This window comes from Streptomyces yatensis (assembly GCF_018069625.1).
GTDB lineage: Bacteria > Actinomycetota > Actinomycetes > Streptomycetales > Streptomycetaceae > Streptomyces > Streptomyces yatensis.
The window spans coordinates 4,360,659-4,377,042 of sequence record NZ_CP072941.1 but is presented as its reverse complement, the minus strand read 5'-3'; the positions used below and the strand labels follow the sequence as shown (position 1 = coordinate 4,377,042).

Below are 16,384 nucleotides of genomic sequence, written 5' to 3'. Positions count from 1 at the left end.
CCCTGTGCGGCTCACCTGAGAATTCTCCGGTCCCGGACCTGCCCATGTCATTGACCCAGGGCGCACAGCCCCTGTGCACTTCACGCAATGCGTCATATGTCGGCGGCCACTCCTCAGTTCGCCACCTGCACACCCGACGCCACCCCGTCCACCACCACGTACCCCCGCCCCGGCAGCGGCGCCATGCGGTCGTGGCGGGGGAGTTCGGTGCCCAGCAGGTCGCCGTCGAGGTCGTGGTCGGGGCACAGGAGGACGCCGCAGCGGCTGTCGCGGGCGCGTTGGGTCCAGTGGCCGTAGGTGCGGCGCAGGGCGTCGGCGCGTCCCGCGGCGATCAAGTGGTGGCCGGCGGCGGGGAAGGACAGCCACGATTCCAGGAAGCCGCGCTCGTCCTCCACCGTGTCGGCGTCGTCGGCCAGCAGGAGGGCCGGCTGGTCCAGGGGCAGGGTGGCGAGGGCCCGTTCGAGTTCGTCGTACGTGGTGGCCAGGGCAGCCAGACCGGAGAGTTCCCGCAGCGGGGAGCGGCGCGGGGCGAAGCCGACGACCGTGGTCGGGGTGTCGGCGGAGGACGTCACGAGCCGGGCGATGGTGCACAGGGCCGAGCTGCGACCGGACCGCTGCGGCCCGGCGACCAGGGCGTGCTCGCGCTCGTACAGCCGCAGTCCGGCGCAGCCGAGGGTGTCGGAGTCCAGACCGACGGGGAGCCACCAGGGGTCCGTGGCGGTCCGGGGCGGCATCGCGAGGGCGGTGGCGGGGACGTCGGTGGGCAGCAGACCGATCTCCGGGGCGCTGCGCCGGGCGCCGGTCCACCGGGCGGAGGTCTCCGCGACGGCCGCCGCCAGGTCCTCGCCCGGCCGGCCGATCTGGATCACCTGCCGGTTGGCGGCCACGATCGCCCGGCCCGGCACGTACGTGGGGACCGCGTTGCGCGGCACGTCGAAGTATCCGTACTCGCCGGGGTCGGCCAGCCGCAGCAGCAGCTTGGTCTGGGTCAGGGCGGACCAGGCCGACGGCACGGCGCCGGAGCGGTCGGCGCTGACCGCGAACCTGATGCCGACCGCGGGGCCGTCGGCGTAGACGCGGGCCAGCTCCTCGATGAGGTTCATCCCGGCGATGTCCTTGTCGAAGTCCGACAGCAGCGCGCCGAGGTTGTCCAGCAGCACCAGCCAGTCCGGGGGCGCGGCCGGGCCGCGGGCCTTGCGCTCGTCGAGCTCCCGCCGCAGCAGCTTGATCAGCCGGATCTGCCGCTCGCGCTCGGCGGACCCGATATGGGCGCCGGTGTGTGGAAGCGCGGCCAGCGGGGCCAGGTCGCCCGCGCCGAGGTCGAGGGCGAAGATGTGGTGCCGGTCGGGCGGGCAGGAGCCGGCGACGGCCAGGGCGAGCGCGGCCAGGGCGGTGGAGGTGCCCGAGCCGCCGCCCCCGTAGAGCACGACGTTCCCGGCGGCCGGGTCCCATCCGACCGCGTATTGCCGCTGCTGGTCGGGGTCGTCGGCGAGCGCCCAGGAGGGCAGGCCGGCGGCCTCGGTGTGCAGGCCCCGTTCGGCGACCGCGGGGAGGTCCGCGCGGTGCAGGACATCGGGCAGCGGATCAGGCCAGGGCCGCCGGGGCGGGGCGAATCCGGACAGGTCGGCGGCCTTGCGCGCGGCCGTGACCAGCCGTCGTAGATCGGTCTCGCCCTCGGCGCCGTCGTTGGCCGCGGTCAGTACCGGCATGCCCAGGATGAACGGTGCGATGGTCACCGGGGCGGTCACCGCCGCCTGCGGGGTGACCCCGCTGGACAGCGCGGTCTGCACCGGAAGCACCTCGCGCGCGCTGAGCCGGTAGTAGGCGCGTCCCCATTGGCGGGTGCCGATTCCGGCGGCCGCCGGACTGTCGATGACGTCCTGCGAGTCCTCGCCGCTCTCCAGACGCAGCGCGATACGGAGCTTGACGTTGTTCTTGATGGCGTCGTTGACCGAGCCGGCGGGCCGCTGGGTGGCCATGATCAGGTGGACGCCGAGGGTGCGTCCGCGCTGTGCGATGCTCACCAGCGAGTCGACGAAGTCCGGCAGGGCCTTGACCAGGGCGGCGAACTCGTCGATCACCACGGCGAGCCGGGGCATCGGCTCCATGTCGGCATCCTTGGCGTCCTCGGTGTCGCGCAGCCGCTGGTAGTCGCGGATGTGGCTCAGGCCCACCTCGCGCAGCAGCCGTTCGCGGTGGCGCAGCTCGGCGTCCAGACAGCGCAGGGCGCGCTCGCCGAGCTGCTCGTCGAGGTCCGTGACCAGGCCCACGATATGCGGGAGTTCGGCGCACTCATCCAGGGCGCCACCGCCCTTGTAGTCCACCAGCGCGAAGGTCAGATGCTCCGGGTCGGCGTCGACGGCCATGCTCGCGATGAGGGTGCGCAGCAGCTCGCTCTTGCCCGAGCCGGTCGTACCGGCGATCAGGGCGTGCGGACCGTCGTCATCCAAGTCCACCGTGAACAGGTCGCGTTCGCTGACCCCGAGCACGGCCCGCACGCGCAGGGCCGGGGCCCGAGACTTCCACCGCCGGCCGACCTCGGAGCCGGAGACGGCGGCCAGGTCCAGCAGCGGCAGCAGGGAGATCCGGTCGGGCAGCCCCGCGCCCTCGACCCGCAGCTCCGGGTCCTCGAATCGGGCCAGCGCCCTGGCGGTGTCGCGCGCCTGGGCTTCGGGCATGCCGCCCAGCAGCACATCCGGGACCACCTCGGCGGAGGCCACGTCACGCACCTGCCCACGGCCCTCCGCCGAAGCGGTGACCACCGAGGTGCACAGGGCGGGCAGCCGGGTGGTGAGCACCATGGCCCCGCAGCGCCGGGTGCGGTCGGCGAGCAGCTCCCGCAGCGGGCAGGGCCGGCCCTCCAGGAGGGTGGCGCCGTCCACGACCACCAGCAGCACCGGCCCGGTGCCGTCCTCCGTGCGCCTGGGCGCGGCGGCGAGCAAGCCGCGGGCCAGCGCGTCGGACTGCTCCGGGCCGACCGCCACCAGCCGCGACGTCCCCGACTGCGGGTCGGCGCCATGCGGTAGCCACTTCGTCCACTCCCAGTCGGCCAGCCGCCCCGGGTCGGCGAACACCGCCAGCGTCACATCGGCCGGCCCACTCCCCACCAGCGCCTGGCACAGCAGGGACCGGGCGACGGCGAGGGCCGCCCGACGGTCGCCCTCGAACCCCACCGCCTCACCGGCCGAGACCCCGACCACGACGGGCACCTGCGGCAGCACACACCGGGCGCCCAGGATGTCCGCCACCTCGGGGGCCGGTCCGGAGGAATCCGCGTCGAGAGACGGCGTCCAAGGCAGGTCGGCCGTGCCGACGACGGTCTTGAGGAAGTCCGGTGCGCCCGGGCGCCGCTCCCACAGGGCGGCCCCCGGCGCGGTGGCCCGGTGGACCACCTCCGCCGGATCGGGATGGGCGTCCCGGCGGGTACGGAACTCGGCGGCATGGCGCGCGGCCACGGTCCGTTCGAACTCCGCGATGCGCGCCGCGTGGTCCCGCATCCCGCGCCGGAGGGTGAATCTGCCCCGCAGCCGCTCCTCCACGAAGTTCGCCATGAACATCAGGGGGGTGAGCGCCGCGATGGCCGCGTAACGGACGTCGTGCGTGAGCGCGACGATCGCACCGGCCAGAACCAGCGGCCCCAGCATGCTGGAGATGCTGAACGGAGCCTTGTCCGCGCTCGGTGGGGGCGAGGGGACGGCGATCCGAGGCGGATCGGCCGGGCGGCCACCGCGTGGTGCGCGGTTGAACGGCAGGGTGCCGCCGGGACCGACCTCGCGGAGGGCGTTGACACGCTGGACGGGCCCGAGGCGGTCGGGCGGCAGGACGCGCAGCAGCACCTCACCGCCGAGCGAGACCAGGTCGTCCGGGCGCACCCGAACACCCGGCTCGGCGATGCGCTCGCCACCGACGTCCGTGCCATTGGCCGTATCGAGATCGGTGACGCGCACAGCCCCGTCGGGCGCGACCTCGAACGCCGCATGCAGTCGGGACACCCCCGTGGCCACGACCCGCACATCCGCCTCGGCGCCCCGGCCGATGACCGTTCTGCCCACCTTCAGCGGAAAGCTGCGCCCGGCCTCGAGCCCGCCGACCACCCGCAGCACGGCGGCCGCGGCGCGCGGCCCGCTGGCGAAGTCCCGGCCCGCGCGGGCCACCCATGACCCGTGGGCGAGACCGCATTCGCTCAGCCCCGTCTCCGGCGGTGCCGTCCGCCCGTCGACGCTCAGTCCGGTCGCGGGCGCGTCCAAAGCGGCGGCCAAGTCGGCCAGCGTGGCGTCCGGCCGGCCGATTCGCAGCTCCATCTCCCGCTCGGATTCGCCATCGGCGTAGATGATCCGCACGGCACAGTCCCTCCATAGTGGCCCTTGTCGCAAGGGGCATGTCGAGTCTGAGGACCGTCCCTCAAGGAGTCATTGACAGCGGACGCAGAGTCTTTGACTTCTGACGCAATCCGAACGGACGGCGCGCGATACCAGCGAAGGTCACGTGAAGTATCCCGGCGGTACGTCTTGCGGGGCGACGTCCCAGCAGGTCAGCGGATGGGATGTCCCGGGAAATCCTCAATCGGCCACGGACCCTGCCGGGTCCGCCGGATTGGACCGCACACTCGTCGGTGCGTTCCGCGGGTCATCGGAACGAGACGACATCATCCCAGAAGGGGGATCCATGGGCCCTGTCAGGCATGTCACCCTCGCCGTGGCCGCTGCTTTCACCCTGGCCGTGTCAGCCGCGTTCACCCTGGCCATACCGGGAGCCGCCAATGCCGCTCCGAGCACCTGGGGCGACGACTGCCCGTCCTCGTACTTCTGCGTCTGGGACGGCTACAGCGGGACCGGCCATATCTGCAAGTGGCAGGATGATTCGTTCAATTGGTACGAGGAATGTTCGTGGGCCGACACCTCGTATCCGAAGTCGGTCTACAACCACGGCACGTCGGGACTCGGGGTCCACATTTACCGGTACCCGGGCATGGAAAGCCAGATCGGGAACTGCGTCACCAAGGGAAAGAAGGTCAATCTCGCGGGCAACTATTTCATCGGCTCGCATGAGTGGAACTGCTATTAAAATGCGCGGACAGCTGCCGCCGACGCCCCCACGATCCGCGATCGTGGGGGCGTTCGGCCCGGTCGCCTGCGCCGTGCTAGGCGACCTCGGAGAGGATCCGTTCCACTTCGGGGGAGAGGGGTTGGAAGACCTCGAAGAGGCCGATGGTGCGCAGGGCGGGGGTGAGTTCCCGCATCTGTGCGACGACGGCCGTGTACTCGGGGGTGCCCTCGGTGAGGTCGTTGAGGCGTATGGCATTGCTGACGAACGCGGCCACCGAACCCTTGCGGACGGTCTTCCCATTGATCGCGGTCGAGTCGACGCCCGCGGGCAGGACGTCCTCGGGGCGAACGACGGGCTGGTGCGGCTGCGAAGGCGAGTGCGACATGGCCATCTCCTGCGTGTTGAATGAACGTGCTTTCTGCACGTATATGGAACGCTACCAGGACTCCGTGTTTTTTGCACGTACCATCGAGGGGTGAGTGATACGACACGTGACCACACGTCCGCCGCCCGCGTGGCCGCGGCCATCGGGGCGCTGACCCAGAGGGCCACTCGTGCCGGGCTCTACAGCCGGTTGACCTCCGGGGTGGAGGGCGTGGACGCCACGACCTACCCGGTGTTGTCCGGGCTCGACCGGGTGGGGCCCGTCACCGCCACCAAGCTCGCGGAGGCGATCGGGATGGACCGCACCGTGACCACCCGCTACGCGACCCGATTGCAGCAGGCCGGGCTGATCGACCGTCGCCCGGACCCCGCCGATGCCCGTGCCACCAGGCTGATCCTCACCGATGCGGGGGAGCGGGCGGTCGCGGCGCTGCGAGGGGCGCTGGAAGCCGTTCTGGCCGAGGAGATGGCGACGTGGCCGCCGGGTGAGGCCGCCGCCTTCGCCATGCGCCTGGAGCGTCTGACGGAGTCCCTCGCTGAGGGTGAGGCGGATCGTTCACGCTGATGCGCACGGGTGACGGGCCGACCGCCGCGCATCTGAATCGGGGTACCGCCGCGCACCTGACCGGGATACCGGCGGGCGCGTCACGCCGTGCCGGAGGCCGTCCGGACATCGAGACGCGCTGCGGTCCGACCACCCCGAGGCGTGCCGCCGCCACGCCCGGCCCGGCGGCCACGGCTATGGCCACCGTCAGGCGGGTTCACCGGGCCTCCGCGCGGGTGCGGGCGATGGTCGGCGCGGAGCCCGGCTCCACACTGGCACGTCTGCCGGACATCCAGGTGCCGGGCCTCGTCGCGTACCAGGACGAGTGATACGCGGGGAAGTGCGCGCGGTTCGTCGAGCGAGTCCGCCGCCACGAGCCGGCCTCCACCGCGGTCACCGAGGCGGTGGCCCGCAACCTCTACAAGCTCATGGACTACAAGGACGAGTACGAGGTCGACTCTCCCATGAGGAGACGCTGACCCACCGGCGGCGGTCCGAACTCCTGGAGAAGCTGCGGCCCGCACCGGTCCAGGAGACGCCCATGTGCCGCTGAACAGGCGCCGGTTTCATGCACAGTGGCACCGGGCACCGGGCGCCGCCGCGTCGCCTGCCGTGGTCTTTCGCGGCGTCACTTCCAGATGAACGAGAGGATCTCACGCGCTACGGCCTCGGGGTTTTCTTCCGCGAGCCAGTGGCCCGACCTGGGAATCTCGACCGCGCGGGTGATGTTGCGCAGCGTCGGCGTCAGGGTGGGCCGGGTGGAGGTGAGTGAGCCGGTCGCGGTGAGGAGGAGGGTGGGGGTGTTGATACGGGCGGCCGCGATGTTGTCACGCTCGTCCTTGTCCAGGCTTCGGTAGAGCTCGAATCCCGCGTGCAGTACGTCCGGGCGGCTGTAGGTGCGGACGTACTCGTTGATTTCCGCCTCGGTGAAGGGGGACCGTGTCCTCCTTCCGCCGAATGACGCTCCGCCGTAGGCGACTTGTGGATAGAACGCCGTGAGGTACTCGCGCACGTCGCTCGGATTGTCGACGAGTTTCTCGGGGATCGCCTGCTGACTGTTGAAGGCCATGTGCCAGGAGAAGGTCCGGTACCGCGCGGCGGGAAGCCTCCGTCCGGGGACCGGATAGTCCATGTGCACGTAGGAGTTCACCTGTCCGGGGAACTGCGAGACGTACTGGAATCCGACGCCCCCGCCGAGGTCGTGTGCGACCAGGTCGAACGTGTCGAGTCCGATCCGGTCACGCAGAAGACCGTGGACATAACGTGCCAGGGTCTTTTTGTCGAAGCTCTCCGGGCTTCCCTTGCTGTCGCCGAGGCCGGGGAGATCGAGAGCGTAGACGGTGTGCTTCTCGGCGAGAGCCGGCATGATCTTCCGCCATTCGTACCACGTCTGCGGCCAGCCGTGCAGCAGCACCAGCGCCGGTCCCTTACCGCCGGTGACGTAGTGCATGCGCACCCCGCGGACGGTCGAGAACTTGTGCTTGAACGTCGCGTTGAACTCCGCGTCATGCCTCGTCGCGGCGTCATACGCCGCCGCCGGCCCGGCCGCCGAGACGGTAGCGGGAGCTGATGCGATGGCCCCGTCGTGCCCATCGCACCCGGCAGTACCGCCCACGGCGAGCGAGAGGGCCAGCGCACCGGCTCCGAGGAGGAGGCGCCGCCGGGGAGGGCGCCTGTGGTGTCGAGTCAGGTTCATGCCGCGATCCTCAGGTGCGGCCTTGCGGTCCTGCACGCTTTCTTGCGGCACTGCAAAAACGAGCCCGGAGGGAGGAGCCGGCCGGCGACGGAAGACGAAGCGGTATTGCGCAACGTCGGTCCGCCTGGCGGCGGGCGAGGACATCGACTTTTTCTGTCTCACCGACGGGACACGCCTCCGTCCGCCTGACCGTCAGTCCAGGCAGCCGTTCACGCTCTCCTGGAGCGCAAGTACCCGTTCCCGAACGCTTCGAGGCAACACCGATCCAGCAGGCCACGATCGGCCCACGCCTGGCTGCGGAGCAACGAGGTGACCGCTCGGAGCGCCTCCGCGGTGCAGCGCCAGGACCTCCGCGGGACCCCTTCTTGTTAAAGTGACAGGAAGTGAAGTACCGTAGCGGGCATGCAAGTTGACGTATGGACACCCCCGCCCGTGCTGCTGACTGTCGATCTTGTGATCCTGACGCTGCGTGAGGGGCAACTGTGTGTACTGCTCGTGGAGCGGGGCGAAGATCCTTTTCAGGGAATGCTGGCTCTGCCTGGCGGATTCCTCAATCACGCCGGTGAGGAGATCCTGGACGCCGCCCACCGTGAGTTGCGTGAGGAAACCGCTCTGGTTGCCGGGTTGGTGCATCTTGAACAGTTGGGCACCTATGGGGACGCGGGACGTGATCCACGGGGGCGAGTGGTTTCCGTGGCCCACTTGGCTATCGCGCCGGGACTCCCCGAACCGGTCGCGGGAACGGATGCCATGGACGCCGCGTGGGTTCCCGCGGAAGCCGTCCTGTCCGGTGAGGTGGAACTGGCCTTCGACCACCACCGAATTGTGACGGAGGGAATCGAGCGCGCGCGTACCAAGCTCGAATTCTCGGCGCTGGCCACGGCATTCTGCGGAGAAGTCTTCACCATCGTCGAGTTGCAGCAGGTGTACGAGGCGGTTTGGGGAACCGAGCTCGACACCCGTAATTTCTACCGAAAAGTCCAGGCCGCAAAGGGATTCATCATCCCCGTCGGGCCGGGACGCAGGACCACGGGGGGACGGCCCGCGCGTCTGTACCGGGCCGGGCCGAAGGCGGTGTTGTTTCCGCCGCTGATCCGACCCGTGCCGTCCACGACGGAAGAGGACACGAGAGAGGAAGGGAAATAGATGTCGAAAGACCTGGTGGTGATTCTCACCGCCCTCAATCTCGAGTACCAGGCCGTGCGTCGGAAACTAGCCGGTCCACAGGTGCACCGTCATGAGCGTGGGACGCGGTTCGAGGTGGGAACCGTGCCGGGCACCTCATGTCGTGTCGCACTCGGTCTGACGAACAAAGGGAATCATGCCGCCGCGGTGATCGCTGAGCGCGCGATACAGGAGTTCTCACCGGTGGCCGTGTTGTTCGTCGGCGTTGCCGGTGCCCTGTGGGACAGCGCCAGGCTGGGCGATGTGGTGATGGCGACACACGTGTACGCCTACCACGGCGGGACCAGCGAGGACGACGGACTCAAGGCCCGTCCCCGGGTGTGGGAGGCGGCGCACGCCATCAGCCAGCTCGGCTCGCATCTGGCGCGCGTGGACGACTGGGCCGACGACACGCCCGGTCATGGGCGCGCCCCGCAGGTGCGCTTCGGTGCGATCGCCGCCGGCGAGGTCGTACAGAACTCGAAGATCTCGGCCGAGGCCCGGTGGATCCGGCAGCACTACAACGACGCGCTCGCGATCGAGATGGAGGCCGCCGGTGTGGCGCAGGCCGGTCATCTCAGCGGGGCGCCGGTGGCCATCATCCGGGGAATCAGCGACCGAGCGGACGGTACGAAGAGCAGCGCGAAGGACCGTAACTGGCAACCACGAGCCGCGGCGAACGCGGCGGCATTCGCCACCCGACTGGCCGTGGAACTGGTGGGAGAGCAGGCGCAGATAGCAATGTCCCAGGCAGACAAGGCCCATACGGCCGACAAACCCAAAGGCCACGTCAGCAACACCGCCCATAACAGCACTGTTGGCATCATGGCCGGCTCGGTCAAGGAGAGCCGCGTCTATTTGAACGCGGACCCGAAGGTGACCAGTCCGGCGGACCTGGTCGCCGAACTAAACGGTTTCCACGCGCACCTGAAGCGTCACCACGCCGAGAGCGCCCTCGACGACGACACCTACCGAGAGGCACTGGCCGAGCTGGGCTTTGCCCGACGGGCAGCGGGGGAGAACACTCCCGAATCCTCCATGAGAGCGACCATGGCGCTCAAGAGGTTACGCGGCCTGATCGCAGAGGTTCCCGAGCTGGTGGCCAGGCTGGCACCACTGGTTGTTGCGGCGGGTGACCTGTCATGAACGACGGTAGCGGCGTCACGCATAATTTCGCATACGACTCCGTCGTCGGAATCCAGGGCGGGGTCGTACACAACCCCCACATTTCCATCCTCCATCCGGATGCCTCACCTCAGGAAAAGTACAAGCGCGGTGTGCGGTGTCTGGAAGACGGCGTCCCCAGCCGCGCTCGCGACATGATCAGTGACGCGATCGTTGACGGATACGACACCGCGGAGGTCCGTTTCCACTGGGTGCTCGCCATGCTCAGCGCACGCGCCTACCACGACCTCAGCATCGAAGAACGGCAGCGGCTGCACCAGGCCTCCGGGCTCGTAGGGGCCTACGCCGAGGGAGAGTGGAAGGACGCTCTGCGCGTCGCTTTCGACCTGCTCCCGATGCTCAGCACCGCGAACGACGAAACAGGACGCGTACTGGAGCGGTTGCAAGCTCTGTCACCCCGCCGGCGTGACGAGATCCTCCACCACTTCGACCTCGTACTCACCGGAGGACTGAAGGACAGTCTGTGGGCCGAGAGCCGCGAGCGGGCCGAGAAAGCTCGCTTCGGCAACGACCGGGCCCAGCGGGTCTGGGCCTATTTCGAACCCGACCCGATCGGGGCGCGGGCACTGCCGCCCCGCCCGAGCACCGCCGCTGCCGCCCGGGCAGCCCTCCCGGTCCGCGCAGGCCTGTTCGTCGTCGTCACCGCATTCCTCTGGATCCTGGCGCTGGTCGCGGATCCGGTTGAGGCAATCATCGAATTACTGGTGGCGCTCGGTGCGGGCCTGACCGCGGCTCACTTCGGCTGGCAATGGTGGTACCAGGCACATCAGCTCAAGGCCAAGAACCGTTTGTTCCACATTCCGCAGACGGGCGATCCCACCGCTACCGGGGACGGGTTCACCAACCGCGTCCGTCATTCGTTCGACCACTACTTCATGACCCGGGCGCCCCACGGATTCGCCCCGTACGTATGGCTCAATCATACGGTCCACATCCGCAACAGCCTCGTCGCCGAGATCGCGCTTCTCTACCGGGAGAGCCGAATCAGCGTGGACCGGGTCAACTGGCTGATCCGCTATCTCGCTGAGGATGCCCGAGACCGTCACAACAAAGGCACTCTGTTCGATCACCGCCACCAGAACAAGACGCCGGCGGGGGCGCAGGCGCTTTGCGTGGTCGCCCTCATCACTCTCGGCATCACGACTCTGGCCCTGCTCGGAACAGTGGCCTCAGGTACCGGCAGCTCGCAGATACTGCTGGCCATTCTGGCCGTAGTCGGTTCGGTCTGGTCCGGACGTGCGGCGGCGCACTCGTGGCTGGAAGCCCGGGGGGAAGAGCACCGAGTGGCCGAGGAAACCCGGGAATACCAAGAGCGGCTGACGGCGCGACAAGCCGCGTACCGCAACTGGAAGTCGTTCCTGGACACCACGCGACCCAGTGAGCTGGAAATGGAGACCTGGCTCACCTGTGACAAGACGCTGCTCGTCGACGAAGCACTTCGCCACTACCGGCTCGCCTGGCGCGACCTGATCACCCACACCATCCTGATGACACCGGCACGCCCCTACAAGCGAGCGCGTGTGAAGGGCGGTCCTTGGCGATACTCGCGCTACAGCTTCCGACTCTTCCTGGTCACCCAGGATGGCGTTCGTGAGATCAGCAAGGAATTCGATTTCACCGATGCAAAACGTGGGAAGGAGCAGCGAAGCAACTACCGGTTCGACGCGTTGTCCTCCGTACAGGTCACGGAACGCAGCGAGGTCGGCTACGACCTGGAGCTCATCCTCACCAACGGGCCCGCCAGGAACATTCGCGTAAAAGACGCCGACACCGATCAACTCGCACCGGACGAGAACGCCCAGGAAATCGCCGAGATCGACCTCAATTCGGCCGGTTTCGTCCATACCTTCCGCCTGCTGGAAGGAATCGCGGCGGACGGAAAGGGTTGGATCGAACGAAACAACCCCTACAACCTGCCGTCCTTCCGTGCTGCCGACTAGTCTTCCGGGCCTTCGGAGCGGGCAGGGGTCGGAGCACCACAGCCCTGCCCGCCCGCTCATCAGCCCGGCCGGGACCCGAGCTCAGGAGTGGACTTCGAGCGGCGCACGCTGACTGTGCGGTCTCAGCTCCAGCGCGGGGGCAAGGAGCTGTACGAGGACCCCACCAAGAACCGTCGCGCGAGGACGATTCCCATCCCGCTGATGTGCATCGCCCGGCTCCGGTGGCAGTGCCTTCGACAGGCCGCGCAGCGGGCCGCTGCCTGGGGGGACTGGAAGGCCGGCGACTACGTGCTCCGGCCGCGTAGGTAGGAACTGCCGTCAACCTCTGCCGTCAACGCCCCCACGATCCAAGATCGCGGGGGCGTTCGGCCTGGTCAGGCATGGTGCCCCCGGCAGGATTCGAACCTGCGACACCCGCTTTAGGAGAGCGGTGCTCTATCCCCTGAGCTACGGAGGCCTGACGTCAGGGCGGCATGGTGGTGCCGCCGCGTCGCACCGCCACAGTGTAGCGGGTCGTGCACTTGGATCGTTTCGGGTGCTCCGGGGCGGCGAAGGCTCGGGTCCGGGGTGCCGAAGGCTCGGGTTCCGGGGTGCCCCCCGGCTCCAAGCCCCGGCCCCAAGCACACCGCAAGCTCCGGCCCCGAGCCTTGGCCCGAAGCCCAGCCCGTAAGCCCCGCCCGCAAGCCCCCCCGAGCCCCACCCCGAGCCCCGGCCCGAAGGGCCGCCGGCCGCCTCTAGGCCCCCGTTCGCCCCAATCCCGCGAGCGGGTTCCTCAGTGTGCCGATCAGTTGCAGTGCCCCCGCCGGGTCCTGGAGGTCGACCATCTCGCGGTTGTTGCGGAGCTGGAGGCGGTTGAGGCAGGAGAGGGCGAAGTCTTCGGTGAACATGTCGTACTGGGCGAATTTGTCCGCCAGGTGGGGGGCGGATCGCTGGTAGGAGAGGACGGAGTCGGCGACCGTCTGCCAGAAGGTTTCCTCCTCCAGGAGGCCCTCGGTGACCAGGATGCCGTTGAGGAAGCGGAGGAAGCAGTCGAAGACGTCGGTGAAGATCGAGAGGAGTTTCTTGTCTTCGGGGACGTCCACGCGGATGCGCTCGACGGTCGGGGGGAGGACCGCGGTGGGGTCCATGACGGCGATTTCCTCGGCGATGTCCTTGAAGATCACGCGCTGGACGGCGCCGTCCTCGATGACCAGGATGACGTTCTCGCCGTGCGGCATGAAGACCAGGTCGTAGGCGTAGAAGCTGTGCAGCACCGGGGTGAGGTAGGCGTCCAGGTAGCGGCGCAGCCAGGTGGCGGGGGTGAGGCCGGATTCCTCGATGAGGGCGCTGACGAAGGAGGTGCCGTCGGGGTCGGTGTGGAGGAGGGAGGCCATGGTGGCCAGGCGCTGGCCGGGTTCCAGGGTCGGGACGGGGCTCTCGCGCCACAGGGCGGCGAGCATCTTGCGGTACGGGGAGCCCTTCGCGGTGGCGGCCTCGTACTGGCGGTGGTGGTAGCCGATGGCGGCTCGTTCCCGGATGATGGAGAAACGCGCGGCACGGAAGGTCTCGTCCGAGGCGATCAGAGACGCCAGCCAGTCGTTGATGGCCGGGGTCGCCTCCATGTAGGCGGCGGACAGGCCCCGCATGAAGCCCATGTTCAGGACCGACAGCGCGGTCTTCACATAGTGCTTGGACGGGTCGCTGGTGTTGAAGAAGGTGCGGATCGACTGCTGGGCGAGGTATTCGTCGTCGCCGGGGCCCAGGCACACCAGATGCTGCCGGGCGACCTCGGCGGCGAAGCTGACCGACAGCTTGTTCCACCACTGCCAGGGGTGGACGGGCAGCAGGTGGTAGTCGGCCGGGTCCAGGCCGAGGTCGGTGAGGGTCCGCGCGAAGCGGGCCCGGGTCTGCTCGCTCAGCTCGGAGTGGATCAGGGCGTCGTAGTCCAGGTCCGCGGAGGCCGTGAAGGTGGAGCGGTCGCGGCGGGCGGCGAGCCAGATCAGCTGGATGGGGCTCGCGGTCTCGGGGGCGTACGAGAGGTATTCGTGGATGCCGAAGCCGAGACGGCCGTTGTTGGCGACGAAGCAGGGGTGGCCCTCGGTCATCCCCGTCTCGATCTCCTGGAAGCCGGATTTGGCCAGCTGGGCGGCGCCCGCCGGCTCGCCGGCCAGTTTGAAGGCCGTACCGGAGAGGGTGGAGCTGATCTCCTCGAGGTAGACGGGGAGGACGTCTTCGCCGAGGCCCAGCCGTTCGCTCAGCTCGATGAAGAAGTCCAGGGCGTCCAGCGGGAGTTCGGCGCCGGTCCAGTCGTGGCGGGTGATGCTGTCCGCCTCGACCAGCCAGTGGTCCAGGGAGAGCACCCGGGCGGCGAAGCGGTAGGTCACCGCCCCGTCGTCGCTGGTCACGGCGTAGCGGCCGTCGGGTCCTGGCTCGGGGGCGAGCAGGCGCTCGTGGGTGAACTCGGCGAGGGCCTTGCGGATGAGGAGGCGGCCCGCCCGGTCCCACAGATCGGGGGTGAGGTGGGCGACGGCGTCGCGGGGGCTCATCGGGTCACTCCTTGGACGGCACGGGCGGCGAGGGCGATGCGGGCGGCCTCGAACCGCTCGCGGGTGCAGACGCTGAGGTAGGCGTCCTTCTCGGGTTTGGCGAGCTGCTCGACGATCTCGAAGCCGACGGCCGCGTTGAGCGCGTGCACCGCCGCGTTGCGCACATCGGGCTCGACGACGACCCGCCGGACGTGCGGATCGGCGAAGCAGAACTCCATGACGACGGTGATCACGGCCAGTGTGAAGCCGTGCACCGGGGTGTCGGTCGGCGCGCAGAGGAAGTGCATGCCGACGTCGCCGGGCCGGGCGGGGTAGAGCCCTTCGAGCTCCACCCGCGACGGGTCGTAGCGCTCGGCCAGGAACGCCGGGCGTCCCTCGTGCAGGCCGATGAAGGCGTCATGGTGCGGATGCTCGTGGATCCTGCGGTACTCGGCGGCGACCTCCGCCTCGTCCGCGCCCTGCATCATCCAGTAGGACGCCTTGGGGTGGGTCACCCAGCCGTGCAGCAGCCCGGCGTCGGCCGCCGGGTCCAGGGTGCGCAGGGTGAAGGTGCCCAGGCGGGGGTCCGTGTGCTCGAAAACCGGCGACGGTGTCATGCGATGGCTCCTTCCGGTGCGCCGAACTCCTGGAAGGCGATGGACTTCTCCACCGGGTAGTGCTCCCGCCCCAGCAGCTCACGGATGATCCACGAGTTGCGGTACGGGCCCATGCCCAGGTCCGGGGAGGTCAGGCTGTGGGCGTGGGTGGCGCCGTTCTGGAGGAAGATGCCACGCCCGGTGGTGTCGATGCTGTAGTTGCGGGCGACGTCGAAGCGGCCGTGGCCGTCCCAGCGGATGCGGTCGCGTACCGGGTCCAGGAAGGCGGGCACCTGGTAGCGGTAGCCGGTGGCCAGGACGAGCCCGTGGGTGGTGAGCGAGAAGTCCCGCTCCTGCTCCGCATGGCGCAGCCCGAGGGTGTACGTGCCGGACAGGTCGTCGTACTCCGCGCCGGTGAGCGCGGTGTTGGTCAGCAGCCGCGTGGGCACCGGGCCGCTCACGCTCTTCTGGTACAGGAGGTCGTAGATGCCGTTGATGAGGTCGGCGTCGATCCCCTTGAACAGGCCCTTCTGGTCACCCTCCAGCCGGTAGCGGGTGTCCTCGGGGAGCGCGTGGAAGTAGTCCACGTACTCGGGCGAGGTCATCTCCAGGGTGAGCTTGGTGTACTCCAGCGGGAAGAAGCGCGGGGAGCGGGTCACCCAGTTCAGCCGGTAGCCGTGGGTGTCGATGTCGGCGAGCAGATCCTGGTAGATCTCGGCCGCGCTCTGGCCGCTGCCGACGATGGTGATGGACTCCTTGGACTGCAGCGTCTCCTTGTTCCCCAGGTAGTCCGTGTTGTGCACCAGATCGCCGTCCAGGCCGCGGCACACCTCGGGGAGGAACGGCGGGGTGCCGGTGCCCAGCACCAGATGGCGGGCCCGGTGGGTGGTGGTCTCGCCGGTGGCCGGACGCAGGGCGCGCACCGTGTAGAGGCCGTCGGCCTCGTCGTACTCGACGCTCGTCACCTCGTGGCCGAAGCGGACGGACGAGAGCTTCGCGGCGGCCCAGCGGCAGTAGTCGTTGTACTCGGCGCGCAGCGGATAGAAGATCTCGCGGATGTAGAAGGAGTACAGCCGCCCGGATTCCTTCAGGTAGTTGAGGAAGGAGTACGGGGAGGTGGGGTCGGCCAGCGTCACCAGGTCGGCCATGAACGGGGTCTGCAGGGTGACGCCGTCCAGCAGCATGCCCGGATGCCAGTCGAACTCGGGCTTGCTCTCCAGGAACAGCCCGTCGAGTTCCTCGATCGGCTCGGTCAGGCAGGCAAGGCCCAGGTTGTAGGGGCCGAGCCCGACCGCGATGAAGTCATGGGTGTGCGGGGTGGGCAC

12 protein-coding genes, 1 tRNA gene and 1 pseudogene are annotated in these 16,384 nt (G+C 69.1%); 7 read left to right on the top strand and 7 right to left on the bottom strand.

All coding sequences use genetic code 11. The annotated features are described in order from the left end of the window. Positions 1 to 113 precede the first annotated feature (113 nt). Positions 114 to 4,340, bottom strand: a complete 4,227-nt coding sequence (locus J8403_RS17980; RefSeq protein WP_211124087.1) for a type VII secretion EssC family protein — start codon at positions 4,338 to 4,340, stop codon at positions 114 to 116. Positions 4,341 to 4,665: 325 nt separating this feature from the next. On the opposite strand from J8403_RS17980, the gene J8403_RS17975 reads away from it, so the two are divergent. Next, positions 4,666 to 5,064, top strand: a complete 399-nt coding sequence (locus J8403_RS17975; RefSeq protein WP_211124086.1) for a peptidase inhibitor family I36 protein — start codon at positions 4,666 to 4,668, stop codon at positions 5,062 to 5,064. Positions 5,065 to 5,140: 76 nt separating this feature from the next. Here J8403_RS17975 and J8403_RS17970 read toward each other — a convergent pair whose 3' ends face one another. After that, positions 5,141 to 5,431 carry a hypothetical protein gene (locus J8403_RS17970; protein WP_211124085.1) on the bottom strand — a complete coding sequence of 97 codons (291 nt, stop codon included), beginning with the start codon at positions 5,429 to 5,431 and terminating at the stop codon, positions 5,141 to 5,143. 90 nt (positions 5,432 to 5,521) lie between these two features. Here J8403_RS17970 and J8403_RS17965 point away from each other — a divergent pair, with 90 nt between their 5' ends. The 3 genes and pseudogenes from J8403_RS17965 to J8403_RS44595 all read left to right on the top strand — a co-directional run. Continuing rightward, on the top strand, positions 5,522 to 5,995 hold the full coding sequence (locus J8403_RS17965) for a MarR family winged helix-turn-helix transcriptional regulator (RefSeq protein ID WP_246585885.1): 474 nt from the start codon (positions 5,522 to 5,524) through the stop codon (positions 5,993 to 5,995). Continuing rightward, positions 5,995 to 6,303, top strand: a complete 309-nt coding sequence (locus J8403_RS17960; RefSeq protein ID WP_211124084.1) for a hypothetical protein — start codon at positions 5,995 to 5,997, stop codon at positions 6,301 to 6,303. The genes J8403_RS17965 and J8403_RS17960 overlap by 1 nt, the downstream gene beginning before the upstream one ends. 12 nt (positions 6,304 to 6,315) lie before the next feature. Then, positions 6,316 to 6,453: pseudogene (locus J8403_RS44595) on the top strand (DUF6537 domain-containing protein); the annotation flags it as partial. A gap of 149 nt (positions 6,454 to 6,602) precedes the next feature. Here the strand turns inward: J8403_RS44595 and J8403_RS17955 are convergent. Continuing rightward, entirely contained in the window at positions 6,603 to 7,814 is a 1,212-nt protein-coding gene (locus J8403_RS17955; protein WP_246585884.1) for an alpha/beta fold hydrolase, read from the bottom strand. Between the two features lie 258 nt (positions 7,815 to 8,072). Between J8403_RS17955 and J8403_RS17950 the strand changes: the two genes are divergently transcribed. From J8403_RS17950 to J8403_RS17940, 3 genes are read left to right on the top strand one after another with little or no spacing between them, the layout of a single operon-like run. Then, entirely contained in the window at positions 8,073 to 8,816 is a 744-nt protein-coding gene (locus J8403_RS17950) for an NUDIX hydrolase (RefSeq protein WP_211124083.1), read from the top strand. Further along, positions 8,817 to 9,980 (top strand): 5'-methylthioadenosine/S-adenosylhomocysteine nucleosidase family protein, encoded by a 1,164-nt coding sequence (locus tag J8403_RS17945; protein WP_211124082.1) that lies wholly within the window; start codon positions 8,817 to 8,819, stop codon positions 9,978 to 9,980. Further along, on the top strand, positions 9,977 to 11,959 hold the full coding sequence (locus J8403_RS17940; protein WP_211124081.1) for a hypothetical protein: 1,983 nt from the start codon (positions 9,977 to 9,979) through the stop codon (positions 11,957 to 11,959). Before J8403_RS17945 ends, J8403_RS17940 begins: the two co-directional genes overlap by 4 nt. A 381-nt stretch (positions 11,960 to 12,340) precedes the next feature. On the opposite strand, the gene J8403_RS17935 is transcribed toward J8403_RS17940, so the two are convergent. The 4 genes from J8403_RS17935 to J8403_RS17920 form a co-directional block, all read right to left on the bottom strand. After that, positions 12,341 to 12,416: transfer RNA gene (locus tag J8403_RS17935), tRNA-Arg, on the bottom strand. A gap of 277 nt (positions 12,417 to 12,693) precedes the next feature. Beyond that, complete coding sequence (locus J8403_RS17930) at positions 12,694 to 14,484, bottom strand: IucA/IucC family protein (protein WP_211124080.1); 1,791 nt, start codon at positions 14,482 to 14,484, stop codon at positions 12,694 to 12,696. Continuing rightward, positions 14,481 to 15,080, bottom strand: coding sequence for a GNAT family N-acetyltransferase (locus tag J8403_RS17925; protein WP_211124079.1), 600 nt, complete (start codon positions 15,078 to 15,080; stop codon positions 14,481 to 14,483). The genes J8403_RS17930 and J8403_RS17925 overlap by 4 nt, the downstream gene beginning before the upstream one ends. Then, positions 15,077 to 16,384: a lysine N(6)-hydroxylase/L-ornithine N(5)-oxygenase family protein gene (locus J8403_RS17920; protein WP_211124078.1), complete on the bottom strand. Its 1,308-nt coding sequence runs from the start codon at positions 16,382 to 16,384 to the stop codon at positions 15,077 to 15,079. Before J8403_RS17920 ends, J8403_RS17925 begins: the two co-directional genes overlap by 4 nt.